Origin of the sequence: Pseudomonas sp. NPDC079086 (assembly GCF_044542155.1) — a bacterium.
In the GTDB taxonomy this organism is placed as follows: Bacteria; Pseudomonadota; Gammaproteobacteria; order Pseudomonadales; family Pseudomonadaceae; genus Aquipseudomonas.
Map to the genome: position 1 here is coordinate 56987 of NZ_JBITTY010000005.1, position 25171 is coordinate 82157.

The window sequence follows — 25171 nt, forward strand, 5'->3', positions numbered from 1 at the left end:
CTGCAAGCCATTCCAATTTGGTGCACTCAGGAGGATTCGAACCTCCGACCGCTCGGTTCGTAGCCGAGTACTCTATCCAGCTGAGCTATGAGTGCATGTAACGTTCGCACTGTAGATATCCAAACTGCATCTACAACACTCAATAATGGCGGAGAAGGGGGGATTCGAACCCCCGACACCCTTTTGAGATGTACTCCCTTAGCAGGGGAGCGCCTTCGGCCACTCGGCCACCTCTCCGCAACACGGGGCGCATGATAACCATGTTTTCCCCGTTTGCAAAGCCAAAATTTCGATAAAAATTAGTGGCTTGGTTCTTCGCCTTTCTCTTTCTGGATGCGCTGGTAAATTTCTTCGCGGTGCACGGCAACCTCTTTCGGCGCGTTAACGCCAATGCGCACCTGATTACCTTTAACGCCCAACACGGTGACAGTGACTTCGTCACCCACCATCAGGGTCTCTCCGACCCGGCGAGTCAGAATCAGCATTCCTTTCTCCTTACGGATATCAGTTCAGGACAACAGCAGTCTGCAAAAAAGAAAACGGTGGCAGCCCCGAACATCTCAAACAGAGCCTTCACCCAAGTATTGACCAGTGTGAGCAGAAAGAAAGTTCCTGCTCATGCCAACCAAAAAGACGAAAGGCGCGGGATAAACCGCGCCTTTCGGATAATGCCTCAGTCGCCCTTACGGGCCGGGGCATCCAGTTCGAAAGCAGTGTGCAGGGCGCGCACCGCCAACTCCAGATATTTCTCCTCGATCACCACGGAGACTTTGATCTCGGAGGTGGAGATCATCTGGATATTGATGTTTTCCTTGGCCAGCGCCTCAAACATGCGACTGGCAACACCGGCGTGAGAACGCATACCGACGCCGACGATAGACACCTTGGCAATCTTGATGTCGCCGATCACTTCACGCGCGCCCAGCTCGCGGGCGGTGTTTTCCAACACCTGCTGCGCCGCGGTGTAGTCATTGCGGTGCACGGTGAAGGTGAAATCGGTGGTGTTATCGTGCGCAACGTTCTGCACGATCATGTCGACTTCGATGTTCGCAGCACTGATTGGGCCGAGAATTTTAAACGCCACGCCCGGGATGTCCGGTACGCCACGGATGGTCAGCTTGGCTTCGTCGCGGTTGAAAGCGATGCCGGAGATGATCGGCTGTTCCATGGATTCCTCTTCATCAAGGGTAATGAGGGTGCCCGGCCCCTCTTGGAAGCTGTGCAGCACGCGCAGCGGGACGTTGTACTTGCCGGCAAATTCCACCGAACGAATCTGCAGCACCTTGGAACCGAGGCTGGCCATTTCCAGCATCTCTTCGAAGGTAATCTTTTCCAGACGCTGAGCCTGCGGCACTACACGCGGATCGGTGGTGTAGACACCATCAACGTCGGTGTAAATCTGGCACTCATCTGCCTTTAGCGCAGCAGCCAGCGCCACACCGGTGGTGTCGGAACCGCCACGCCCAAGCGTGGTGATATTGCCGTGCTCATCGACACCCTGGAAACCCGCGACCACCACCACACGACCGGCCTTGAGGTCGGCACGCAGTTTCTGGTCATCGATCTGCAGGATGCGCGCCTTGTTGTGCGCGCTGTCCGTCAGGATGCGCACCTGGTTGCCGGTATAGGACACCGCCGGCACGCCAAGCTTGATCAGCGCCATGGCCAGCAGGGCAATCGTCACCTGCTCGCCAGTCGAGACCATCACGTCGAGTTCACGCGGTACCGGCTGACCATCACTGACCTGTTTGGCCAGATCGATCAGGCGATTGGTTTCACCGCTCATGGCGGAAACCACAACCACAATGTCATCGCCGTTTTCGCGGAACTTCTTCACCTTCGCGGCCACCTGCTGAATACGCTCAACAGTGCCGACGGAGGTGCCGCCAAATTTCTGTACGATCAAAGCCATTTCAAAGCCGCCTCAGCCCGTGAAGGGCGCCCATTAAACAGATAACTCAATACCCTGCCAAGGCCCGCCGGGCGTATGCCGAGCCTTGGGCTGCACATCAGGAAATCAGGCGTTTACAGCCCCTGCTCAGCGAAAGCCACTGCCAACGCCAGCGCGCCATCAAGGGCCGCCGCATCAACGCCGCCGCCCTGCGCCATGTCTGGACGACCGCCGCCCTTGCCGCCGACTGCCGCTGCAGCTTGCTTCATCAGATCGCCAGCCTTCAGCTTGGCGGTCAGGTTCTGGGTCACACCGGCCACCAGCACGACCTTGTCGTCCTGCACGCCGCCTAGCAGGATCACCGCGCTGCCCAGCTTGTTCTTCAACTGATCGACCATCGCCAGCAATGCCTTGCCGTCCAGGCCATCGAGTCGCGCCGTCAGCACCTTAATGCCTTTGACGTCGACAGCCGAACCCGCCAGGTCATTACCTGCCGCACTGGCGGCCTTGGCCTTGAGTTGCTCCAGCTCTTTTTCCAGCTGACGATTGCGTTCCAGCACACCGGCGAGCTTATCCAGCAGGTTGTCACGGCTGCCTTTGACCAGCGCCGCCGCTTCTTTCAGCTGCTCTTCCGCGCCATTCAAGTAGGCAAAGGCTGCTGCACCAGTGACGGCTTCAATGCGTCGTACGCCTGCGGCCACGCCGCTTTCGCTGATGATTTTGAACAGACCAATATCACCCGTACGCTTGACGTGAGTACCGCCGCATAGCTCGACAGAAAAGTCGCCGCCCATGCTCAACACGCGCACTTGATCGCCGTACTTCTCACCGAACAACGCCATAGCACCTTTGGCCTTGGCGGTTTCGATGTCGGTTTCCAGGGTTTCCACTTCGCTGTTACTGCGCACTTCGCGGTTAACGATGGCTTCCAGCTCTTTCAGCTGCGCAGGCGTGATCGCCTCAAAGTGACTGAAGTCGAAGCGCAGGCGCTGACTATCAACCAGCGAGCCTTTCTGCGTCACGTGCTCGCCCAGCACCTGTCGCAGCGCGGCGTGTAGCAAATGAGTGGCCGAGTGATTGAGCGCCGTAGCCTGGCGTACGCTGGCCTCTACTTCGGCCTTGACCGAGGTGCCGACACTCAAGCCGCCCTTGACCGCGACGCCGTGGTGCAGGAACGCGCCGCCGGCCTTGGTGGTATCGCGCACATCGAAACGCACGCCAGCACCTTCAAGGAAGCCGCAGTCACCAACCTGGCCACCGGATTCGGCGTAAAACGGCGTCTGATCGAGGACTACTACACCCTCCTCGCCTTCGCTCAGGCTGTCGACCGCCTGACCGGCCTTGAACAGCGCAATAATCTTGCCGCTGCCGCTAGTGCCCTGATAACCGAGGAACGCGGTATCGCTATCGACCTTAACCAGCGCGTTGTAGTCCATGCCGAACGAGCTGGCGGAACGAGCGCGCTCGCGCTGCGCCTGCATTTCGCGCTCGAAACCTGCTTCATCCAGGGTCAGCTCACGCTCACGGGCGATGTCGCCAGTGAGGTCCATCGGAAAACCGAAGGTGTCATACAGCTTGAAAATCACATCACCCGGAATCACTGTGCCTTTCAGCTCGGCCAGATCCTGTTCAAGAATTTTCAGACCCTGCTCCAGGGTCTTGGCGAACTGCTCTTCTTCAGTCTTCAGTACGCGCTCAATATGCGCCTGCTGCTGCTTCAGCTCGGGGAAGGCATCGCCCATCTCGGCTACCAGCGCAGCAACGATCTGATAGAAGAAGCTGCCCTTAGCGCCCAGCTTGTTACCATGACGGCAGGCGCGGCGGATGATGCGGCGCAGCACGTAGCCACGGCCTTCGTTAGACGGCGTCACGCCATCGGCAATCAGGAAGCCGCAGGAGCGGATGTGGTCAGCCACCACTTTCAGCGAAGCCTGATCTTCATTGGCACAACCAATAGCCTGAGCAGCCGCATTCAGCAGGCTCTGGAACAGGTCAATCTCGTAGTTCGAGTTGACGTGCTGCAGCACCGCACTGACGCGTTCCAGGCCCATGCCGGTGTCCACACTCGGCGCCGGCAGCGGATGCAGCACACCATCAGCAGTGCGGTTGAACTGCATAAACACGTTGTTCCAGATTTCGATGTAACGGTCGCCATCTTCTTCTGGCGAACCCGGCGGACCACCCCAGATGTGCTCGCCGTGGTCGAAGAAAATCTCGGTGCAAGGACCGCACGGGCCGGTATCGCCCATGGTCCAGAAGTTGTCGGACGCGTACGGCGCGCCTTTGTTGTCGCCAATGCGGATCATCCGCTCAACAGGGACACCGACTTCTTGGGTCCAGATATCGAAGGCTTCGTCGTCGGTGGCGTAGACCGTGACCCAGAGTTTTTCCTTGGGCAGGTTCAGCCACTTGTCGCCCGTGAGGAATTCCCAGGCGAAGTGAATGGCGTCGCGCTTGAAATAGTCGCCAAAGCTGAAGTTGCCGAGCATTTCGAAGAAGGTGTGGTGACGTGCGGTGTAACCGACGTTTTCCAGGTCGTTGTGCTTGCCGCCGGCACGCACACACTTCTGGCTGGTGGCGGCGCGGGTGTAGGCGCGCTTTTCCAGGCCGAGGAAGCAATCCTTGAACTGGTTCATCCCCGCGTTGGTGAACAGCAGGGTCGGGTCATTGCCCGGAATCAGGGAGCTGGAGGCGACACGGGTGTGTCCCTTCTGTTCGAAGAAGCTGAGGAAGGCTTCACGGATTTCTGCGCTTTTCATAGGAATCTTCCAAAAACCAGCGGCCACGACAAAGCCGGCAAAGGGCCGCATTATATCGGGCCTGCGCTAGGGGGCTAGTGCCTTTATTGATAGATAACAGCTATTAACTGCTCACTATTCGCTCAATGCGAGCGGAATTCTGCAAAAGCGGCGAGCACCTGATCGATATCCGCAGCGGCAATATCCAGGTGAGTAACCATACGCAGGCGCGGCGCGGCAGTGAGCTTGATCCCGCGTTCGGCGCAGAAGGCTTTCAGCGCGCCAGCCTGCTCGCCAACCTGGGCATAGACCATATTAGTTTGCACCGGCTCCACCGCATAACCCAGCTCGCGCAAGCCAGCAGCCAGGCGCTCGGCGTTGGCGTGATCCTCGGCCAAACGCGCCACCTGATGCTGCAAGGCATACAAACCAGCAGCAGCGAGCATACCGGCCTGGCGCATGCCGCCGCCGACCATTTTGCGCAAACGGCGCGCCCTGCTGATCAACTCAGCTGAGCCGCACAGTACCGAGCCAATCGGCGCGCCGAGGCCTTTGGACAGGCACACCGACACCGAATCGAAGTACTGAGTAATCTCCCGCGCCGGTACGCCCAGCTTGACTGCCGCGTTATACAACCGCGCGCCGTCCAGATGCAGAGCCAAGCCGCGACGCGTGGTCAACTCGCGCGCCGCCTGCAGATACGCCTGCGGCAGCACCTTGCCCTGCATGGTGTTTTCCAGCGCGAGCAGGCGGGTGCGGGCGAAGTGAAAGTCATCCTGCTTGATCGCAGCTTCAATCTTGACCAGATCCAGCGAGCCATCGGCTTCGCCATCAATCGGCTGCGGCTGAATCGAACCGAGCACCGCCGCACCGCCACCCTCATATTTATAGGTATGCGCCTGCTGGCCAACGATGTATTCGTCGCCACGTGCGCAATGTGCCATCAAGCCGAGCAGGTTGCTCATGGTGCCAGTGGGTACGAACAGCGCCGCCTCGAAGCCTAGCTCGGCCGCCAGGTACTGCTCCAGACGATTAACCGTAGGGTCTTCGCCATACACGTCATCGCCCAGCTCGGCGGCTTGCATGGCCTCACGCATACCAGGGGTCGGCTGGGTGACGGTGTCGCTGCGCAGGTCGATAACGGGCATGGCGGGTTGTCCTTAGATGGGGCTAAAGCCCGATGCTAAAGCGCGCCTACCGGGCAAACAAGGTACAGATCAGGTAAGAAAACGCAGGACAGCTGTGTAGGGTGGATGACGCCTTTTTCATCCACCTCGCGTGCATCAATTGGTGGATGGATAAAGCGCCATCCACCCTACTGGATCAAGCTAGCTGCACGTCTTCGGCGGGAACAATCAGAATGCCAGCACGCAGGCCGTTCTTGACCTTGGGATTGGGGAAGATGATCCGTGCCCCCGGCTCATCCACCACCCAACGAGTATCGGAAAGGTCTTCAGCCAACAAATAGCCAACCGGCAGCTCACTGAAGTTCTCAATATCGGCGGGCAGGTGCAGCTTGAAGGCGTCACTGTGCTTGATCACTTCACGGGCCACGGCAAAGAGTTTTAGCTCACCCAGCTCTTCCGCTGCACCTTCTGGCTCGCGGCCTTCGATCAAGGCCTGCAGATGCTGCTCGAGCAAGTCCAGATTGACCAGTTCGTTCTGCCCAAACGGCCGTGCCTTGCCCAGCTCAAGGGTGAAAGCTTCCGCCCCCAACTGGGTGTAGGTGTAAGCACTGAAGGTGATGGAGCTTTTGTTGTGCAGCAGCACCGCTTCGATCCCGGCAGCGCTGAGGCGCGCCAGTTCACGCTGGCTGCGTGGGCGACCTTCCTGAAAAGGATAGAGGGCGAACTGCTCAATCTTCGATGCACGAATCGCGGTGTGCAGGTCGTAATGCAGGCGGGTGCGCTCTGGCTTGTTGAAAAAGGTCGCGGCCAGATGTTCCAGGTCACAGGCACGCAACGCCTCGGCACCGGTGTGCTGATCGTGGCGGCCGTTGAACAGGCGATTGATGTCCTGCTCGATATAACGCTCGCCACTGCGCATGGCGGCGGGGTTACCAAACAGAAAGAGAATACGGACGCGCGGCTTCAACTGATTGCGAGCGATGCCCTGTAACAGGCGATCGAGCAATTCAATCGGCGCGGTTTCATTGCCATGAATGCCGGCAGACAGCAGCAGGTCCTGACCGTTGTCGCTGGCCACAGGCGGCGTGACTTCCAACGCGCCTTCGGCCAGCCAACGCAAACGCGTGCCCTCGGGGGTCAGCTGAATCTTCGCTGCCGGCTCATGGCCGGCCAGGGTCAGTTCAAGCAGTTTGCCGAGGGCAAGCATGGGCGGTTCCTCAATCGTGAGTGCAGTCTGGGCCGTGCACGTGCTCGTCATCATCACCCGGCTCAGCGGCTTCCATTTCCAGCTCCAGGCTGACCAGGTTGGTGGCCAGCGGGCGCAGCAGCAGGTTGGCGTACTCAGCAGCGCCCTCCTCCACGTCCACACCGATCATCAGCTGGTTGTTGCCCACCTGCTGGAACCAGATTTCCTGGCCCTGCCAGATCACGGCAAAACGCGTGCAGGAGGTTTCCAGCTGGGTGCCGTCAGTGTCTTCGAGGATCAGTTGCAGGGCGTCGGACATGGTAATAAGTACTCAATCAAGCTAATTGGAATGGATAAACCGCGCCCAGTTTAAGGATCTGCGTCAGTTCATCCAAGGCCGCACGACATTCATTGAGCAATTGTGGGTCAGCCAGATCATTTTCGCTCAGGCGATCGCGGTAGTGCTTGTCGACCCAGACGTTGAGCGTGTCGTGCAGTGTCGGAGTCATGATCACACCCTGATTGACCGCCGCCAGCTCGTGCTCCTTGAGCGCCACGCGCAGGCGCAGGCATGCCGGGCCACCACCGTTCTGCATGCTCTGCTTGAGGTCGAAGACTTTGACCTCGCGGATTGGCCCGTTACCGCTGGTCAGTTGCTCCAGGTAACGCCAGACATTGCCGTTGTTGCGGCACTCTTCCGGCACGATCAGCAGCATGCCGCCATCAGCGCGGTTGAGCAGCTGGCTATTGAACAGGTAGGACTTGACCGCATCCTCCACCGTCACTGCATCACGCGGCACACACACGGCCTGGAAGTTGCCGCCGCGGCGGGCGAGCTTGTCACTCAGCTCAGCCAGCACCTTGTCGGTGTCGAGGAAGGCGTCCTGGTGATAGAACAGCACCTCGCCATTGCCCACCGCGATCACGTCGTTGTGGAACACACCCTGATCAATCACCGCCGGTGTTTGCTGGGCGTAGACCACGCCGTCATCACTCAGGCCATGCAAACGGGCCACCGCCTGCGAGGCTTCCAGGGTTTGCCGCGCAGGGTAGCGCTGCGGCGCCGGGAAGCGGCTGTCGAAAGCACTGCGGCCAAAGACGAAGAACTCCACGCCAGCATCGCCGTAGCCTTTGCAGAAGCGCGTGTGGTTGGCTGCGCCTTCATCGCCGAACTGACCGACGGCCGGCAACGCGGCGTGGTGAGCGAAGTGCTGCTCATTGGCGAACATCGCGCCAAGCACACGGCTGGTAGTCGGGTGTTCGATCGAGCGGTGGAATTTGCAGTTGAGGTTGGCGGCGGTGAAATGCACGCGACCATCAGCAGTATCAGCACTCGGGCTGACGGTGCAGGCATTGGCCGTCCACATACTGGAAGCCGAGCAACTGGCAACCAACAGCGGCATGGCGTCTTTCGCAGCCTTCTGGATCACCTGCGCGTCAGTGCCGGTAAAGCCCAGGCTACGCAACACGGCGACATTCGGACGTTCCTGCGGGGCCAGCACGCCCTGCTTGAAGCCCATTTCCATCAAGGCCTTCATCTTGGCCAGGCCTTGCTTGGCCGCCTCTTTCGGGCTGGACGCAGCCTGGCTGTTGCTCTGCGAAGCGACGTTGCCGTAGGACAAGCCACCGTAGTTGTGGGTCGGCCCGACCAAGCCATCAAAATTTACTTCGAATGCAGAAGCTTTGGATACTTGGCTCACAGGCTTACTCCGGGTGTCAGGGTGGCAGGCAGGCTCAAGCTGTCGGATTCCAGCGAGGCCACCGGGTAGGCGCAATAATCGGCTGCGTAATAGGCACTGGCGCGGTGGTTACCGGAGGCGCCCACACCGCCAAACGGCGCGGTGCTGGCAGCACCGGTCAGCTGTTTGTTCCAGTTGACGATACCGGCGCGGCTTTGCAGCCAGAACTGCTCGTAACGCGCCTTGGAGTCGGACAGCAAGCCAGCAGCCAGGCCGTACTGGGTGTTGTTGGCCTCGGCGATGGCCGCATCAAAATCGGCGTAGCGAATCACCTGCAGCAGCGGGCCGAAGAACTCTTCATCCGGACGATTGGCCACCTCAGTCACATCAATGATGCCAGGGGTAAGCAAGGCAGCGCCTTGCAATGGCTGGGTCATTTCCAGCAGCGGCTTGGCACCATGGGCCAGTAGGTGCTGCTGCGCCTTGATCAGGTGCTGCGCGGCGGCCAGGGAAATTACCGAGCCCATAAACGGCGCAGGCTGGGCGTCGAAGCTGCCGACCTTGATACTTGCGGCAACCTCCACCAGACGTTCCAGCAGGCTATCGCCCCACGCGCCTTGCGGCACCAGCAGGCGGCGCGCACAGGTGCAGCGCTGGCCAGCAGAGATAAAGGCCGACTGGATGATGGTGTACACGGCTGCGTTGAGATCAGCGACCTGATCAACCAGCAGCGGGTTGTTGCCGCCCATTTCCAATGCGAGGATTTTGTCCGGGCGACCGGCAAACTGGTTGTGCAGCAGGTTGCCGGTACGGCTGGAGCCGGTGAAGAACAAGCCGTCGATGCCGTCATGCGCGGCCAGGGCCACACCGGTATCGCGCGCACCCTGCACCAGATTGAGCACGCCTGCCGGCAGACCGGCTTCGATCCAGCATTTGACGGTCAGCTCGGCGACTTTCGGGGTCAGCTCGCTGGGTTTGAACACCACGCAGTTACCGGCCAGCAGCGCCGGCACGATATGGCCGTTGGGCAGGTGGCCAGGGAAGTTGTACGGACCGAATACAGCGACCACGCCATGCGGCTTGTGCCGCAGTACGGCGGTAGCGTCGGCCAACGGACCACTCTTCTCACCGGTGCGCTCGCGGTAGCTCTGTACCGAGATGGCGACCTTATTGACCATGCTGGTGACTTCGGTGGCGGTTTCCCACAACGGCTTGCCCGTTTCCTCGCCAATACAGTGGCCTAGGGCTTGCGCATGGGTTTTCAGGGTGGCGGCAAATTGCTCAAGCACAGCGATGCGTTCATCCAGCGAGCGCGAGGCCCAAGCCGGGAATGCCGCACGGGCGGCCTGCACGGCAGCGTCAACCTGTGCAGCACTGGCAGCCTGACCTTGCCAGATGGCTTCCTGGCTGACCGGATTGAGCGATTCCAGGGCTTCGCCCTGGCCTGCATGCCAGGCACCGGCAATGTAATGAGTGCTCATCTTGTTTTATCACTCCCAGCAAGGTGTAGACCCGGCATACGCCGGATCAGCAAATAGAGACAGCGGCGACATGGCTTTTAGCCGCGTGCGGAAACCGCGACCGCACGCACTTGATCGCCCGCCGACAACTGCAGACGCTTGGCGGTCTGCGCATCGACCACCAGGGTGCCGGCCGCCATACGTGCCGGCGCTGCGGTAATCCGGCAGTCTTCGCGCTTGCGGTTGTGGATCAGGAACTGGGGCGCGTCATCGCCCGGGGTGCCAACAGCCAGCACCAGTACCTGACTGTCCTGCACGGCACGGATCTTCGCGGTTTCGGCTTCAATGGCCGGGCCGGCGTCAAAGATGTCGACATAGCCCTGATAGCTGAAGCCCTCGCCCTTGAGCATGGCCAGCGCTGGCTCGGTGTCCGGGTGAACGCGGCCGATGATGTTGCGCGCATCCTCCGAGAGGAAGCAGGTATAGAGCGGGAACTTGGGCATCAGCTCAGCGATAAAGGCCTTGTTGCCCACCCCGGTAAGGTAGTCGGCCTGGCAGAACTCCATCTTGAAGAAGTGCCGCCCCAGGCTTTCCCAGAACGGTGAACGGCCCTGCTCATCGGACATGCCGCGCATTTCGGCAATCACCTTGTCGCCGAACAGCTCGCGGAATTCGGCAATAAACAGAAAGCGCGCCTTCGACAGCAGCCGGCCATTCAGGCCACTGCGCTGATCGCCGCGCAAAAACAGCGAGCACAGCTCGGAGTTGCCGGTCAGGTCATTGGCGAGAAACAGCGTGGGCACCTGACGGTGGATATTCAGCTCCTGCGAAGCGCTGACGGTCAGGCCGACCCGGTAGTTGTACCAAGGCTCACGCAGACCAACGGCGCCGGCAACGGCCGAGATCCCGACCACCTCGCCATTGTCGTCTTCGAGCACGAACAGGTAGTCGGCATCAGCACGCGCGGCTTCGCCACGGAAGGTTTTCTCGGCCCAGCCAACGCGATGCGCCAGGCGCTCTTCATTGGCGGGCAGCGTAGTCAGGCCGGCGCCGGTACTGCGCGCCAGCTGAAACAGGGCCGGCAGATCGGCGCTGCGGACGGGACGAACGATCATGCGCTAACTCCTTAAACCGCAACCAGGCGTACGCTGACGCCCTCGCCGACGCCGAGGGCCTCGGCGGCCGCAAAACTCAGGGTGACCGGCTTGCCAGGCACCCAATCCAGTTCCGCGACAATCGCGCGGAAATCCTGCAGCTGACCATTGCTGACCAGGTACGGCCGCCCGCCTTTGCCCGGCTCACCGATGCGCACCGGCACCACGCGGCTCTGGGCAATCGAGCGGATACCCGAGGTGCGCGCGTGCAGGGTTGGGCCGCCGTCGAAGATGTCGATGTAGTGGTCAGTTTCAAAGCCTTCGCGCATGAGGATGTCGAAGCTGATCTGCGCCCGTGGATGTACCTGGCCCATGGCTTCTTGTGCCTCATCGGGCAGCAACGGCACGTAGATCGGGTAATGCGGCATCAGCTCGGCGAGGAAGGTACGGCTCTTCAACCCACACAGGCGTTCGGCCTCGGTGTAGTTCATGTCGAAGAAGTTGCGCCCCACCGCATCCCAGAACGGCGAATCACCGGCCTCGTCGCTGTAGCCGACAATCTCCACCACCAGTGCATCGGCAAAGCGCTCCGGGTGGTTGGCAAGAAACAGCAAACGCGCCCGCGAATTGAGTTCCGACCAGGCGGTGTTCACCAGCGGCCGCTCGACGTAAAAGCTGGTCAGCAGGCTGTTGCCCGTCAGGTCGTGGCACAGCGAGAGCACGTGGATCTTGTTATGGATCTTCAGCTCGCGGGAGTTGTGCACAAAGGTTTCGTTACGGAAGCTGTAGAACGGCTCAGAGTAACCGGCCGAGGCGACGATGCCTGAACAACCGACCAGGCGGCCGCTCTCACTGTCTTCCAGCACGAAGAAGTAGCTTTCTTCACCGTTGAAGCTGACTTCAGCGGAAAACGAGGCCTCCGAAGCGGCGATCTTTTCGCGCAGACGCTCGCTGTCGTCCGGCAGTGAAGTCACACCAACCGGGCTGTCCGCGGCGAGACGCTGCACTTCAGTGAGGTCGGCCATTTGCGCGGGGCGCATCACCAGCATGGTGCCACTCCTTTTGATAAAAGCTCCAAGCAGCCCAAACCGGGCGGCCTAGAGAAAACCGCAACAAACGCCGCGGCACACACAGAGACAGGCTTCCTTGCTGTTTACTCAACCCATCCATAGGTCGAGCGGGCGCAGCCTGATCCGCCGTATAACGGCAGACCAGGCCGGCAATCAGGCTTGGGTCAGCTTGGCCACGGCACGTTCAAAACGCGCCAGACCTTCATCGATATCGGTGTCTTCAACCACCAGGCTCGGAGCGAAGCGCACCACGTCCGGGCTGGCCTGCAACACCATCACGCCTTCCACCGCCGCAGCGTCGAGAATCGCCTTGGCCTTGCCTTTCCAGGCATCGGACAACACCGCACCGATCAGCAGACCGAGGCCGCGCACTTCGCTGAACACGCCGTATTGCTGGCCGATTTGCTCCAGCTTGGCTTTGAAACGCTGATGCTTGGCTTTAACGCCAGCCAGCACTTCAGGGGTGTTGATGGTGTCGATCACCGCCTCACCCACCGCGCAGGCCAGCGGGTTGCCGCCGTAGGTGGTGCCGTGGGTGCCGACGGCCAGGTGCTTGGCCAGCTCGCTGGTGGTGAGCATCGCGCCAATCGGGAAACCGCCACCCAGGCTCTTGGCGCTGGAGAGGATGTCCGGGGTCACGCCGTAGTGCATATAGGCGAACAGCTCGCCGCTGCGGCCCATGCCGCTCTGCACTTCGTCGAACACCAGCAGCGCATTGTGCTTGTCGCACAGCTCGCGTGCTGCTTGCAGGTATGCCAGATCAGCCGGCAGTACGCCGCCCTCACCCTGAATCGGCTCCAGCACCACGGCGCAGGTCTTGTCCGATACTGCGGCCTTCAGCGCCTCGATATCGTTATACGGAATGTGGCTGATGCCCTGGATCTTCGGGCCGAAACCGTCGGAATACTTCGGCTGGCCGCCGACGCTGACGGTAAACAGGGTGCGACCGTGGAAGCTGTTGGTCGCGGCGATGATCTCGCATTTGTCTTCGCCAAACTTATCGAACGCTACGCGACGGGCCAGTTTGAACGCGGCCTCGTTGGCTTCGGCACCGGAGTTACAGAAGAACACGCGGTCAGCGAAGGTGGCGTCGATGAGTTTCTTGGCCAGGCGCAGGGCCGGTTCGTTGGTAAATACGTTGGATACGTGCCAGAGGTTGCCGGCCTGCTCGGTGAGCGCCTTGACCAGCGCCGGATGCGCATGACCGAGCACGTTGACGGCAATACCGCCGGCAAAGTCGATCAGCTCGCGACCGCTTTGATCCCACACGCGCGAACCGGCGCCACGTACTGGAATAAAGGCAGCGGGTGCGTAGTTGGGCACCATCACCTGGTCGAAATCGGCGCGTTGCACCGGGTCGTGCTGAACGGACATCTGAGCTCTCCTAACGAGGAACACCTGCATTCAATAGCAGGCGATGTGAAGGATTGTAGGGACTGATCCGGGGCCGGCATTGCCGCCATGCGACAACTTCTTATAGCGCCAACCCGAGGAAAACCGCAGCTTTCGCAAATGCGACAGAAAGCATCGGGAAGGCGCAGTTTAAATGCAGCCACCGGCCTTGGCGCGGTTTTCTCGGTCATGCGGAAAAGGAATTTGGCCGCACAGGCGGCCGGGATCAAACAAGAGGTGATGGCCTGGCTAGGCGGTTACCGGAATCACCGCCGGCACCGGTGGACTGTCCAGACAAAGAAACTCAATCAAACGGGCTTTCTGCGCCATGGCGTCCTGATAACCCAGTTCGATCAGCTCATTGCAGTAACCCGGCTCGAACAGCAGGTAACTCAGCACCCCGGCGCCGCTGGCCTTGGTCGCCCCTGGGCCGCGCAGAAACAGACGCAAGGCCTTGGGCAGCTCATGGCGATGGCGCGCGGCAATCAGGTCCAGTGGCTGGCTGGGGGAAATCACCAGTACATCCACTGGTTTGAGCCCCAGGCCACGCGGGTGATTTTCCGCAGGAATCAGCCGGCCCATCTGGTTAAGCCGCTCAAGCAGCTCGATATCGCTTTCCAGGCTATCAATAAAGGTGCTGTTGAGCATATGCCCACTGATCTGCGCCAGGCTCGGCGGCCGGCTCTGCTGTGGTCGCACCACCGGCACCTGAGCTTGCGGCCCCGCAGGATTGCCACTGACGCCGACCACCAGCACCCGCGTTGCCCCCAGGTGCAAGGCCGGACTGATCGGCGCGGACTGACGTACCGCGCCATCGCCAAAATATTCGCGATTGATCTTTACCGGCGGAAAAATTAGCGGAATCGAAGCACTGGCCAACAAATGCTCAAGCGCCAAGCGGGTCGGCACACCGACACGGCGATGACGGAACCAGGGATCGATAGTGGCGCGACCTTGATAGAAGGTCACTGCCTGGCCTGTTTCATAACCGAATGCAGTCACGGCCACGGCGCGCAGCTGACGGTGGCGCACAGCGGCGGCAATCCCGCTGAAATCCAGCTCACGCCCGAGCAGATCGGCCAACGGCGAGCTATCAAGCAGCGCCACTGGCACCTGGCCGCCCAGCCCGAGCAAACTGTGGCCAATAAAGCGGCTGGCCTGGCGCAACACCCCCGGCCAATCACTGCGGTATACCTGATTAGTATGAAAACCCTGCCAGACGCTGGTCAGGCGGCGCACGGCTTCGGTGAAGTGCAACGCACCGCAGGCCAACCCCACCGCATTGATCGCACCGGCCGAAGTACCGACGATAACCGGAAAAGGATTGTGCGCCGCATTGGGCAGCAGGTCGGCAATCGCCGCCAGCACGCCCACCTGATAGGCCGCCCGTGCGCCACCACCGGAGAGAATCAGCCCGGTAACCGGCTGACTGGTTGGAGCGGTGTGCGGCATAGGCTGTTTCCTACTGATTTTTAGCCAGTATAGGAGCCAGTCAGGCGTACACGGAACAACCCAGCGCCAAGAAACCTCACTTCACCGCAACAACCCGCCAATTGGATGGCGGCCCTAACGCTTCTTCTTATAGAACTTCGGCTCGCCTTCCGGCCGAGTCTTGAAGCGCCGGTGCGCCCACAGGTACTGCTCGGGGCAGACGCTGATGGCTTGCTCGATCCACTGATTGACCCGCAGGCAGTCCGCCTCTTCGCTCTCAGAGGGGAAGTCCGCCAGCGGTGGATGGATCACCAGACGATAACCCTGGCCATCCGGCAAACGCTGCTGGGTAAAAGGAATCACCTGGGCACGCCCCATGCGAGCAAACTTGCTGGTGGCGGTGACGGTGGCTGCCGGCACGCCGAACAGCGGGGCAAACACACTGCGCTGTGCGCCGTAGTCCTGATCCGGCGCATACCAGACCACGCCACCGGCGCGCAGCAGCTTGAGCATGCCGCGTACATCGTCACGACCGATCACCCCGAGCAGACGTTGCTCGCGGCCACGGCGCTGCACGTAGTCGAACAGCGGATTCTTGTGCGGGCGGTACATGCCGTACATGTTCTGCGCCATGCCGAGCAGGCCGCCGCCCATTTCCAAGGTGGTGAAATGCAGCGCCATGAGGATCACGCCCTGACCGTCGGCCTCGGCCTGACGCAGATGCTCCAACCCCTCAATGGTGCCCAGACGGCGCAGACGCTCGGCGGGCCACCACCAGGCGATGGCCATTTCAAAGAAGGTAATCCCGGTAGAAGCGAAGTTTTCCTTTAATAAGGCCTCGCGCTCGGCGGCTGACATCTGCGGGAAACACAGCTCCAGGTTGCGCGCGGCGATCTTGCGCCGCGAACTGGCCAGGCGATACATCACGCTGCCCAGGCAGCGTCCCAGCCACAGCAGCACTTTGTAAGGCAGCTGGGCAATCAGCCACAGCAGGCCCAGGCCCAGCCACAACAGCCAGAAACGTGGATGCAGGAAATAAGCGCGAAATACAGGGCGATCCATAACACAGGTCCGAGGCACGCAATAAAGCGCGGCATTCTATCAGGAGTTTGCTTGCTGCCTGGTTTCGCGGCGCACAACTTGCGAGCGCGCGGCGTTCTCGCTATAAGTCCGGGCTACTTCTATAAAGCCGCTATAAGGCCGCCCCAGGCAGACCATGAGCCAAGCCGATCTCCTCGAGCAAGACCCTGTATTCCAGCTTAAAGGCAGCATGCTGGCCATCACCGTGATGGAGCTAGCGCACAACGACCTCGCCCGCCTCGACCAGCAGCTCAGCGAAAAAGTCGCCCAGGCCCCAGCCTTCTTCAGCAATACCCCGCTGGTGCTGGCCCTGGACAAGCTGCCCGAAGGCGAAGGCGTGCTTGATCTGGCCGAGCTGATGGCGGTCTGCCGCAAGCACGGCCTACGCACCCTGGCGATCCGCGCCAACCGCGAAGCCGATATCGCGGCCGCCGAAGCGCTGGATTTACCTGTGCTGCCGCCGTCCGGTGCCCGCGAGCGGCCCATCGACCTGGCACCACCGAAGCCGGAAAAACCTGCCGAACCCGAATTCAAGCCCAGCAAGATCATCACCAGCCCGGTACGTGGCGGCCAGCAAGTGTATGCCCAGGGCGGCGACCTGATCGTCCTGGCCCCGGTCAGCGCCGGTGCGGAACTTCTCGCCGATGGCAACATCCATGTTTACGCACCGATGCGTGGCCGGGCACTGGCTGGCATCAAGGGCAATCTCAAGGCACGGATTTTCTGCCAACAGATGGGCGCGGAACTGCTCTCCATCGCCGGCCAGTACAAGGTGGCCGAAGACTTGCGCCGCGACCCACTTTGGGGCGAAGCGGTGCATGTCAGCCTGTCGGGTGACGTGTTGAACATCACCCGCCTTTAACGGATACTGCCGCCACTTTTCAAGGACACAGACAGGGCACCCGGAAGCCTGAGATAGGCCACGGAAACCTGCGTATTTTCTACATTTTGGGGTGAATCACCTTGGCCAAGATCCTCGTTGTTACGTCCGGCAAAGGTGGCGTTGGTAAAACCACCACCAGCGCTGCCATCGGTACCGGCCTCGCCCTGCGCGGGCACAAGACAGTCATCGTCGATTTCGACGTCGGCCTGCGCAACCTTGACCTGATCATGGGCTGTGAACGCCGCGTGGTGTATGACTTCGTCAACGTGGTCAACGGTGAAGCGACCCTCTCGCAAGCCCTGATCAAAGACAAGCGCCTGGAAAATCTCTACGTACTGGCTGCCAGTCAGACCCGTGACAAAGACGCGCTGACTCAGGAAGGCGTCGAAAAAATCATTAATGAGCTGCGCGAAACCTTCGAATACGTGGTCTGCGACTCGCCGGCAGGTATCGAAAAAGGCGCGCATCTGGCCATGTACTTCGCTGATGAAGCGATTGTCGTGACCAACCCGGAAGTGTCCTCGGTACGTGACTCGGACCGCATGCTTGGCCTGCTGGCGAGCAAATCGCGCCGCGCCGAGAAAGGCGAAGAGCCGATCAAGGAGCACCTGCTGCTGACCCGCTACAACCCAGAGCGCGTGATCAAAGGCGAAATGCTCGGCGTGGAAGACGTCGAGGAAATCCTCGCCATCCGCCTGCTCGGCGTGATCCCGGAGTCGCAAGCCGTACTCAAGGCCTCGAACCAGGGTGTACCGGTGATCCTCGATGATCAGAGCGACGCGGGCCAGGCATACAGCGATGCGGTTGACCGCCTGCTGGGCAAGGAAGTGGCACATCGGTTCCTCGATGTGCAGAAGAAGGGATTCATGCAACGCCTGTTTGGAGGTCGTGAATGAACATTTTTGACTTCTTTCGTGAACGCAAGAAAGAAACTACCGCGTCCATTGCGAAAGAGCGTCTGCAAATCATCGTCGCCCACGAGCGCGGCCAACGCAGCCAGCCGGACTACCTGCCGGCCCTGCAGCAAGAACTGGTCGAGGTGATCCGCAAGTACGTGAATATCGACTCGGATCAAGTACAGGTTGCACTGGAAAACCAGGGCAGCTGTTCCATTCTGGAACTTAACATCACGCTCCCCGACCGTTGATTGGTTGAGAGCATGCAACGGCGGCCCTGGCCGCCGTTTCTATTTGTGGAAAGCCCATGCCGCTGTCGAATGTCGAAATCCTCCACCAGGACGCCGCCCTGCTGGTGATCAACAAGCCCACCCTGCTGCTCTCGGTACCCGGCCGCGCGGAAGATAACCGCGATTGCCTGGTCACCCGCCTGCAGGAAAACGGCTACCCAGAAGCGCGCATCGTCCATCGCCTGGACTGGGAAACCTCAGGGATCATCGTCCTGGCGCGCGACGCCGACAGCCACCGCGAGCTGTCGCGGCAGTTCCATGACCGCGAAACCGAAAAGGCCTATACCGCACTGTGCTGGGGCCAGCCGGAACTGGACAGCGGTAGCATCGACCTACCACTGCGCTACGACCCGCCGACCAAGCCGCGCCACGTGGTTGACCATGAGCAAGGTAAACATGCGCTGACCTACTGGAAAGTGCTGGAGCGCCACACCGATCATTGCCGCGTCGAGCTAACGCCGATTACTGGCCGCTCGCACCAGCTGCGCGTGCACATGCTGTCGATCGGCCACCCGCTGCTGGGTGACGGCCTGTACGCCCACGAACAAGCCCTGGCCGCCTACCCGCGCCTGTGCCTGCACGCCAGCATGCTCAGCCTGACCCACCCACAAACAGGCGAACGCATGCGTTTCGAGTGCCCGGCACCGTTTTAAAGCTAACCCGCAAGCAATTGAAGGGTTGTACCTAGGCGGCCCCGCCATCCTACAAGGGCAAACACGGTTGCGCGCCAACCGCAAAAGCTTCGCGGGCAAGCCCGCTCCTACAGGTACAGCGCCAGCCGGGTAGGAGCGGGCTTGCCCGCGATAGCTATGGCCGCAACGCCACTGTTTATTCCTGCTTGCGCGGCCAGATCAGACTAAAACAGGCACCGCCCAGCTCTTCGCTGCGGCTGATCTGCGCGCGACCGCCGTGCCAGTAGGTGATGCGGCGTACGATGGACAGGCCCAGGCCATGCCCGCCCGAGGCGCGGGTGCGGCTATCGTCCAGGCGCAGGAACGGCGTGAATATCCGTTCCCAGGCCTCTTCCGGCACGCCCGGGCCGTCGTCTTCGACATCCAGGCGACAACGCTGCTGCCCCACCTGATAACTCACCCGCACCCGTGATTCGGCATGGCGCATGGCGTTGCTCACCAGGTTCTGCAGGGCGCGGTGCAGGTAGCGCAGCTCGGCTTCAACGCAGGCACCGCCGCCATCCAGGGCATCGCGTGAAGGGCCGTGCTCGACCCGCACACTGGCGCGCAGCGGGGCCAACTCGGTGATCACCTGATCGATCAGCTCGCCCAGATCGACCTGCTGGAAGTTCAGCGCCGGCGCGCCCTGCTCCAGGCGCGCGTAGGTGAGCATCTCGTCGACCAGCTTGTCGAGATCCTGGATATCGCTGTCCATGCCCTCCATATATTTGCGCCGCGCCGCATCGGTTTCCGCGTCGCCGATCATTTCCAGGCCGAAGCGCAGCCGTGCCACTGGCGTACGTAGCTCATGGGATACCGCACGAACCATCTCGCGCTGGATACTCAGAGAGCGCTGCAAGTGTTCGGCCATGGCGTTAAAGGCCGCTGCCAGGCGCCCGACTGAATCGCTACCACGAGTCGGTACACGGGCATCCAGGCGGCCGCTGGCAATTCGCGTGGCGGCGCCTTCCAGATCACTCAGGCGTTGCTCCAGCGGTCGTACCAGCAGATAAACCATGAAACCGATCAGGCTCAGCCCCAGCGCGCCAATCAGCACCAGCCACTGCGCCGGGTACGGGTTCATCTGGTACAGCGGGCCGATTTCCAGCACCCAAGGCGTATCGACGATGCCGGAAAACACATGAATGCTGTCGCCACCACGGCCCAGAGCCATCACCGTGTCGCCTTCATCCACGCGACGACGTTGATCGGGGTCGAGGTCGGCCTGATCGAGGCGCACCAGATGCAGATCGAAACCGAACTGTTTGTCACGCTTGAGCGCCGCCAGCCGGCGCGGCTGCTCGTCCCAGGGGTAGCGCACCAGCTCATCAATCAGCAGAAAACTGGTGGCGCGGGCCAACTGCTCGCTGACCTGCTGCACATCGGCAACCAGCAGCAACGGCTGTTTATCCAGCTGACTGAAGATGCGCGCCTCGTGCGGGCCGGTTTGCTGCACCAGCACCTGACCACGCCGCAGGCTATTGCGCGCGCCACTGTCCAGCCCGGCACTTTCCAGTGCTTCAACGCGCAGCGGAATGCCGAGTAAACGCCCCCACACCGTTATCGCGCGGCGTCGCTCGATATCCACCATTGGTGAGAGGTTGTCAGCCATCAGGCGGAAGGTGCCTTGGGCCAGGCGCTCACGGTATTGATCCACCCGCACGTCGTTAAGCAGCTGCAGCGCGCCGACACCGAGCAGCGCCACCAGCACCAGCACGGCGAGCATGCCGCCATAGATGCGCAGGAAGATCGAGTTCATGGCCGAGAATTCATGGCAGCGCCTCAGCCGCTTCGGCAACAAACAGATAACCCTTGCTGCGCACGGTTTTGATCAGCCGTGGGTGCATCGGGTCGTCGCCGATTTTCGGGCGGATGCGCGAAATACGCACGTCAATGGATCGGTCCTGGCCGTCGTATTCGATGCCGCGCAGGGCATTGAAGATTTCCTCGCGCGAGAGAATCCGCCCGGCATTGGAGGTCAACAGCCACAGCAGGTCGAATTCGGCACTGGTCAGCTCAATGCCCTGCTCGCCCAGCCAGGCTTCACGCATGGCACTGTCGATCACCAGCGGGCCGAACTTCAACCGCCGACGTTCGCTCGGCGCCTGCGCCTCAGCGCCCTCATGGCGACGCAGCAGGGCGCGGATGCGCGCCAGCAGCACGCGCGGGCGCACCGGCTTGCATACATAGTCGTCGGCGCCCATTTCCAGGCCCAACACCTGATCCATGTCATCGGTGCGCGCGGTGAGCATCAGGATCGGCCCCTCGTATTGCCCGCGCACCTTGCGGCAGATAGACAAGCCGTCTTCGCCGGGCAGCATCAGGTCGAGAATCACCAGGTCAGGTTGCTCCTGCAAAATCCGCGCGGCGGCCTGTGCGCCGTCCATTTCGATGGACACGTTGAGGCCATTGCCTTGTAGGTACTCACGGGTCAACTCGGCCAGGCGCTGGTCGTCTTCGACAATAAGAATGTGCCACGACTGCTGCTCCACAACGGACTCCAGACAACACGGAAACGGCCGGCATTGTATCAATGCGCCGGACACTGCATAGCGCATGCCATATTTCTGTAAAAACACTAGATGTAGTATCGACCTGAGAGTTAGGCCACGTCTGGGCAAACCACGGAAAAAGCCCGCTCAACACCGACGAACGGTACACCCCAGCAAGCATGCGGGCTTGCCGCCAATCGCGCGGTTTAACCCACAATTCACCCACAACTTATCCACAGGTTGTTCTTGCTCTATCGCCTTGCAATACCCCAGATAGCGCATTATCTTGTATGCCAATCGCGCGACACCCACCACATGTTGGGTTTAGCCTGGCAACCGGATACAAAAAGAATGACTCGCACACGGCCTGATCCCAGCCCGTCACCGGTCGCCTGAAAGACCTTTGCAGTACGCCTGCTCTATCGCAGCAGGCCATCCTTCAGCGCAGCGCTTGGCGCGCCTGAAAAAGAATAAAGCGGCACCCGCACACGCGGTTGCACCACTAGATGTAGTAGTTGAGGCGCTAAAAACGCCTTGACGTGTGACTCTTGAGCCAGGAAGGCGCTTTAGTCGTACCTTCCCTGCCCAATTTGCAAGTCCCCATGTGCTCGGCCTCTGGCTGCGCCCATGGCATTGTTGAAATGGAATGAATGGCAGTAGCCACAGTGATCGACGGCAAAGCGTCTAACTAATAAATACAGAACATGGAGACTTTCATGCACACCGACACCTCCCGCGAGAACCCGCAGGCCAATGCGCCGCAGGCCACCGATGACAACCAGAGCCTGAACGCCACCGCGCCGGGTCAACTGCGTGTGATCAAGCGTAACGGCACCGTAGTGCCCTACACCGATGACAAGATCACCGTTGCCATCACCAAGGCCTTTCTCGCTGTTGAAGGCGGCACCGCAGCCGCCTCGTCGCGTATCCATGAAACCGTTGAGCGCCTGACTGAACAAGTCACCGCCACCTTCAAGCGCCGTATGCCGTCCGGCGGCACCATCCACATCGAAGAAATCCAGGACCAGGTCGAACTGGCCCTTATGCGTTCCGGCGAGCAGAAAGTTGCCCGCGACTACGTGATCTACCGTGAATCGCGCAGCCAGGCGCGCAAGACCGGCACCGCCGATATTGCCGAGCCGCACCCAAGCATTCGCGTTACCCACCTCGACGGCACGGTTGCGCCGCTGGACATGGGCCGCCTCAACACCATCGTCACCGAAGCCTGCGAAGGCCTGGCTGAAGTCGACGGCGCGCTGATCCAGAAAGAAACCCTGAAGAACCTCTACGACGGCGTAGCCCAGAGCGACGTCAGCACCGCCCTGGTGATGACCGCACGCACCCTGGTTGAGCGCGAGCCGAACTACAGCTACGTCACCGCACGCCTGCTGATGGACAACATCCGCGCTGAAGGTCTGGGCTTCCTCGGTGTTGCCACCAGCGCTACTCACCATGAGATGAGTGAGCTGTACGCCAAAGCACTGCCGGCTTACATCGCCAAAGGCGTTGAGTTCGAATTGCTCAACCCAGTGCTGCTCGACTTCGACCTGGAAAAACTCGGCAAGGCGATCAACCACGAGCGCGATCAGCAGTTCACCTACCTGGGCCTGCAGACCCTCTACGACCGTTACTTCATCCACAAGGACGGCACCCGCTTCGAACTGCCGCAAGTGTTCTTCATGCGCGTGGCCATGGGCCTGGCGATTGAAGAGAAGCAGAAAGAAGACCGCGCCATCGAGTTCTACAACCTGTTGTCGTCCTTCGACTACATGGCCTCGACGCCGACTCTATTCAACGCCGGCACCCTGCGTGCACAGTTGAGCTCGTGCTACCTGACCACCGTACCGGACGACCTGGGCGGCATCTATGACGCCATCCGCGACAACGCCCTGCTGTCCAAATTTGCCGGCGGCCTGGGCAACGACTGGACACCAGTACGCTCGCTGGGCGCCTACATCAAAGGCACCAACGGTAAATCCCAAGGTGTTGTGCCGTTCCTTAAAGTAGTCAACGACACCGCAGTAGCCGTTAACCAGGGTGGCAAGCGCAAAGGCGCGGTCTGCGCCTACCTGGAAACCTGGCACATGGACATCGAAGAGTTCATCGAACTGCGTAAGAACACCGGTGATGACCGTCGCCGCACCCACGACATGAACACCGCCAACTGGATTCCAGACCTGTTCATGAAGCGCGTCTTCGACGACGGCCAGTGGACCCTGTTCAGCCCGTCCGAAGTGCCAGACCTGCACGACCTCACCGGTAAAGCCTTCGAAGAGCGCTACGAGTACTACGAAGCCCTGACCCAGTACGGCGGCAAGATCAAGCTGTTCAAGACCATCCAAGCCAAAGACCTGTGGCGCAAGATGCTCTCCATGCTGTTCGAAACCGGCCACCCATGGCTAACCTTCAAAGACCCATGCAACCTGCGCAGCCCGCAGCAGCACGTGGGCGTGGTGCACAGCTCGAACCTGTGCACCGAGATCACCCTGAACACCAACGCCGACGAAATCGCCGTGTGCAACCTGGGTTCGGTGAACCTGCCGAACCATATCGTTGACGGCAAGCTGGACACCGCCAAGCTGCAGAAGACCATCAAGGTCGCCGTGCGCATGCTCGATAACGTTATCGACATCAACTACTACTCGGTACCGCAGGCGCGTAACTCCAACTTCCGCCACCGTCCGGTCGGTCTGGGCATCATGGGCTTCCAGGACGCGCTGTACCTGCAGCACATCCCGTACGGCTCCGACGCTGCTGTTGAGTTCGCTGACAAGTCTATGGAAGCAGTCAGCTACTACGCCATCCAGGCCTCCTGTGACTTGGCCGACGAGCGTGGCGCCTACGAAACCTTCCAGGGTTCGCTGTGGAGCAAAGGCGTACTGCCGCTCGACTCGCAGCAGATCCTCATCGAGCAGCGCGGCCAGAAGTACATCGACGTCGACCTGACCGAGTCCCTGGACTGGGCCCCGATCCGTGCCCGTGTGCAGAAAGGCATCCGTAACTCGAACATCATGGCCATCGCACCGACCGCCACCATCGCCAACATCACCGGCGTATCGCAGTCGATCGAACCGACCTACCAGAACCTCTACGTGAAATCGAACCTTTCGGGCGAATTCACCGTGATCAACCCCTACCTGGTTCGCGACCTGAAAGCTCGCGGCCTGTGGGACTCGGTGATGATCAACGACCTCAAGTACTACGACGGTTCCGTGCAGCAGATCGAGCGCATCCCGCAAGAGCTGAAAGACCTCTACGCCACCGCGTTTGAAGTCGACACCAAGTGGATCGTTGATGCCGCCAGCCGTCGCCAGAAGTGGATCGACCAGGCGCAGTCGCTGAACCTATACATCGCCGGCGCCTCGGGCAAGAAGCTCGACGTGACCTACCGCATGGCTTGGTACCGTGGCCTGAAAACCACCTACTACCTCCGTGCCCTGGCCGCGACCAGCACCGAGAAGTCCACCATCAGTACCAGCAAACTCAACGCCGTATCCAGTGGTGGCAGCGATGGCCTGAGCGCAGCACCGGCCAAGGCCCCGGAAGTGGAAATGAGCGCAGGCCCAGCTCCAGTGCCAAAAGCGTGCGCCATCGATGAACCAGACTGCGAAGCCTGCCAATAAGGTGTTCGGCAACGCGCGGATCTGAGCGGCATTCGCGGCGTTACCTGCCGGAGCGGCCCCCATCACGTACATGCGTACGCTCAGGGGCTCCACTCCAGCAGGTGCCTTGCGACTACTCGCTCAGCTTCACGCTCGAATGTCGAGCAAGAGCACAAGCAACACAGCTGT

Annotated in this window: 20 protein-coding genes and 2 tRNA genes; 5 read left to right on the forward strand and 17 right to left on the reverse strand. The window is 60.7% G+C overall.

The window, feature by feature from the left end:
- Positions 1 to 18: 18 nt before the first annotated feature.
- From ACIGEK_RS19765 to ACIGEK_RS19835, 15 genes are all read right to left on the reverse strand, one after another.
- Positions 19 to 95 (reverse strand) — tRNA-Arg (locus tag ACIGEK_RS19765).
- A 51-nt stretch (positions 96 to 146) separates the two neighbouring features.
- Positions 147 to 237: transfer RNA gene (locus ACIGEK_RS19770), tRNA-Ser, on the reverse strand.
- A gap of 62 nt (positions 238 to 299) precedes the next feature.
- The gene (gene csrA, locus ACIGEK_RS19775) at positions 300 to 485 is read right to left on the reverse strand and encodes a carbon storage regulator CsrA (protein ID WP_025165378.1); all 186 of its coding nucleotides are present in this window, start codon (positions 483 to 485) and stop codon (positions 300 to 302) included.
- A gap of 188 nt (positions 486 to 673) precedes the next feature.
- Positions 674 to 1912 (reverse strand): aspartate kinase, encoded by a 1239-nt coding sequence (locus ACIGEK_RS19780; protein WP_397494958.1) that lies wholly within the window; start codon positions 1910 to 1912, stop codon positions 674 to 676.
- A 113-nt stretch (positions 1913 to 2025) separates the two neighbouring features.
- Positions 2026 to 4650, reverse strand: coding sequence for an alanine--tRNA ligase (alaS, locus tag ACIGEK_RS19785; protein WP_397494959.1), 2625 nt, complete (start codon positions 4648 to 4650; stop codon positions 2026 to 2028).
- Between the two features lie 122 nt (positions 4651 to 4772).
- Positions 4773 to 5777, reverse strand: a complete 1005-nt coding sequence (gene ltaE, locus ACIGEK_RS19790; protein ID WP_397494960.1) for a low-specificity L-threonine aldolase — start codon at positions 5775 to 5777, stop codon at positions 4773 to 4775.
- A gap of 175 nt (positions 5778 to 5952) precedes the next feature.
- Positions 5953 to 6963 (reverse strand): succinylglutamate desuccinylase, encoded by a 1011-nt coding sequence (gene astE, locus ACIGEK_RS19795; protein WP_397494962.1) that lies wholly within the window; start codon positions 6961 to 6963, stop codon positions 5953 to 5955.
- A 10-nt stretch (positions 6964 to 6973) separates the two neighbouring features.
- The gene (locus ACIGEK_RS19800; RefSeq protein WP_274088854.1) at positions 6974 to 7261 is read right to left on the reverse strand and encodes a topoisomerase II; all 288 of its coding nucleotides are present in this window, start codon (positions 7259 to 7261) and stop codon (positions 6974 to 6976) included.
- A 16-nt stretch (positions 7262 to 7277) separates the two neighbouring features.
- On the reverse strand, positions 7278 to 8642 hold the full coding sequence (astB, locus tag ACIGEK_RS19805) for an N-succinylarginine dihydrolase (RefSeq protein ID WP_397494963.1): 1365 nt from the start codon (positions 8640 to 8642) through the stop codon (positions 7278 to 7280).
- Entirely contained in the window at positions 8639 to 10102 is a 1464-nt protein-coding gene (astD, locus tag ACIGEK_RS19810; protein WP_397494964.1) for a succinylglutamate-semialdehyde dehydrogenase, read from the reverse strand. Before astD ends, astB begins: the two co-directional genes overlap by 4 nt.
- Positions 10103 to 10179: 77 nt before the next feature.
- Positions 10180 to 11196, reverse strand: coding sequence for an arginine N-succinyltransferase (astA, locus tag ACIGEK_RS19815; protein ID WP_397494965.1), 1017 nt, complete (start codon positions 11194 to 11196; stop codon positions 10180 to 10182).
- A gap of 11 nt (positions 11197 to 11207) precedes the next feature.
- Positions 11208 to 12224: an arginine/ornithine succinyltransferase subunit alpha gene (gene aruF, locus ACIGEK_RS19820; RefSeq protein WP_397494966.1), complete on the reverse strand. Its 1017-nt coding sequence runs from the start codon at positions 12222 to 12224 to the stop codon at positions 11208 to 11210.
- Positions 12225 to 12398: 174 nt separating this feature from the next.
- Positions 12399 to 13619 (reverse strand): aspartate aminotransferase family protein, encoded by a 1221-nt coding sequence (locus ACIGEK_RS19825; protein ID WP_397494967.1) that lies wholly within the window; start codon positions 13617 to 13619, stop codon positions 12399 to 12401.
- Between the two features lie 267 nt (positions 13620 to 13886).
- The gene (locus tag ACIGEK_RS19830) at positions 13887 to 15089 is read right to left on the reverse strand and encodes a patatin-like phospholipase family protein (RefSeq protein ID WP_397494968.1); all 1203 of its coding nucleotides are present in this window, start codon (positions 15087 to 15089) and stop codon (positions 13887 to 13889) included.
- A gap of 114 nt (positions 15090 to 15203) precedes the next feature.
- Positions 15204 to 16130 carry a lipid A biosynthesis lauroyl acyltransferase gene (locus tag ACIGEK_RS19835; protein WP_397494969.1) on the reverse strand — a complete coding sequence of 309 codons (927 nt, stop codon included), beginning with the start codon at positions 16128 to 16130 and terminating at the stop codon, positions 15204 to 15206.
- A 154-nt stretch (positions 16131 to 16284) separates the two neighbouring features.
- On the opposite strand from ACIGEK_RS19835, the gene minC reads away from it, so the two are divergent.
- The 4 genes from minC (at position 16285) to ACIGEK_RS19855 (ending at position 18870) form a co-directional block, all read left to right on the forward strand.
- Positions 16285 to 17010 carry a septum site-determining protein MinC gene (minC, locus tag ACIGEK_RS19840; protein WP_275963282.1) on the forward strand — a complete coding sequence of 242 codons (726 nt, stop codon included), beginning with the start codon at positions 16285 to 16287 and terminating at the stop codon, positions 17008 to 17010.
- Positions 17011 to 17111: 101 nt separating this feature from the next.
- Positions 17112 to 17927 carry a septum site-determining protein MinD gene (gene minD, locus ACIGEK_RS19845; RefSeq protein WP_275963283.1) on the forward strand — a complete coding sequence of 272 codons (816 nt, stop codon included), beginning with the start codon at positions 17112 to 17114 and terminating at the stop codon, positions 17925 to 17927.
- A complete protein-coding gene (gene minE, locus ACIGEK_RS19850; RefSeq protein ID WP_025165363.1) occupies positions 17924 to 18178 on the forward strand; it encodes a cell division topological specificity factor MinE in 255 nt (84 codons plus the stop codon). Before minD ends, minE begins: the two co-directional genes overlap by 4 nt.
- Before the next feature lie 56 nt (positions 18179 to 18234).
- The gene (locus tag ACIGEK_RS19855) at positions 18235 to 18870 is read left to right on the forward strand and encodes an RluA family pseudouridine synthase (RefSeq protein ID WP_397494970.1); all 636 of its coding nucleotides are present in this window, start codon (positions 18235 to 18237) and stop codon (positions 18868 to 18870) included.
- A gap of 175 nt (positions 18871 to 19045) precedes the next feature.
- On the opposite strand, the gene ACIGEK_RS19860 is transcribed toward ACIGEK_RS19855, so the two are convergent.
- The gene (locus ACIGEK_RS19860; RefSeq protein WP_397494971.1) at positions 19046 to 20647 is read right to left on the reverse strand and encodes an ATP-binding protein; all 1602 of its coding nucleotides are present in this window, start codon (positions 20645 to 20647) and stop codon (positions 19046 to 19048) included.
- Between the two features lie 10 nt (positions 20648 to 20657).
- Positions 20658 to 21380 (reverse strand): response regulator, encoded by a 723-nt coding sequence (locus tag ACIGEK_RS19865; protein WP_397494972.1) that lies wholly within the window; start codon positions 21378 to 21380, stop codon positions 20658 to 20660.
- Positions 21381 to 22096: 716 nt separating this feature from the next.
- On the opposite strand from ACIGEK_RS19865, the gene ACIGEK_RS19870 reads away from it, so the two are divergent.
- Positions 22097 to 25003, forward strand: coding sequence for a ribonucleoside-diphosphate reductase subunit alpha (locus tag ACIGEK_RS19870; RefSeq protein ID WP_397494973.1), 2907 nt, complete (start codon positions 22097 to 22099; stop codon positions 25001 to 25003).
- The last annotated feature ends 168 nt before the right edge of the window (positions 25004 to 25171 follow it).

Coding starts and splice junctions, on each gene's coding strand:
- csrA (WP_025165378.1), bottom strand. CDS start 485: ATGCTGATTCTGACTCGCCGGGTCGGAGAGACCCTGATGGTGGGTGAC.
- ACIGEK_RS19780 (WP_397494958.1), bottom strand. CDS start 1,912: ATGGCTTTGATCGTACAGAAATTTGGCGGCACCTCCGTCGGCACTGTT.
- alaS (WP_397494959.1), bottom strand. CDS start 4,650: ATGAAAAGCGCAGAAATCCGTGAAGCCTTCCTCAGCTTCTTCGAACAG.
- ltaE (WP_397494960.1), bottom strand. CDS start 5,777: ATGCCCGTTATCGACCTGCGCAGCGACACCGTCACCCAGCCGACCCCT.
- astE (WP_397494962.1), bottom strand. CDS start 6,963: ATGCTTGCCCTCGGCAAACTGCTTGAACTGACCCTGGCCGGCCATGAG.
- ACIGEK_RS19800 (WP_274088854.1), bottom strand. CDS start 7,261: ATGTCCGACGCCCTGCAACTGATCCTCGAAGACACTGACGGCACCCAG.
- astD (WP_397494964.1), bottom strand. CDS start 10,102: ATGAGCACTCATTACATTGCCGGTGCCTGGCATGCAGGCCAGGGCGAA.
- astA (WP_397494965.1), bottom strand. CDS start 11,196: ATGATCGTTCGTCCCGTCCGCAGCGCCGATCTGCCGGCCCTGTTTCAG.
- aruF (WP_397494966.1), bottom strand. CDS start 12,224: ATGCTGGTGATGCGCCCCGCGCAAATGGCCGACCTCACTGAAGTGCAG.
- ACIGEK_RS19825 (WP_397494967.1), bottom strand. CDS start 13,619: ATGTCCGTTCAGCACGACCCGGTGCAACGCGCCGATTTCGACCAGGTG.
- ACIGEK_RS19830 (WP_397494968.1), bottom strand. CDS start 15,089: ATGCCGCACACCGCTCCAACCAGTCAGCCGGTTACCGGGCTGATTCTC.
- ACIGEK_RS19835 (WP_397494969.1), bottom strand. CDS start 16,130: ATGGATCGCCCTGTATTTCGCGCTTATTTCCTGCATCCACGTTTCTGG.
- minC (WP_275963282.1), top strand. CDS start 16,285: ATGAGCCAAGCCGATCTCCTCGAGCAAGACCCTGTATTCCAGCTTAAA.
- minE (WP_025165363.1), top strand. CDS start 17,924: ATGAACATTTTTGACTTCTTTCGTGAACGCAAGAAAGAAACTACCGCG.
- ACIGEK_RS19855 (WP_397494970.1), top strand. CDS start 18,235: ATGCCGCTGTCGAATGTCGAAATCCTCCACCAGGACGCCGCCCTGCTG.
- ACIGEK_RS19860 (WP_397494971.1), bottom strand. CDS start 20,647: ATGAACTCGATCTTCCTGCGCATCTATGGCGGCATGCTCGCCGTGCTG.
- ACIGEK_RS19870 (WP_397494973.1), top strand. CDS start 22,097: ATGCACACCGACACCTCCCGCGAGAACCCGCAGGCCAATGCGCCGCAG.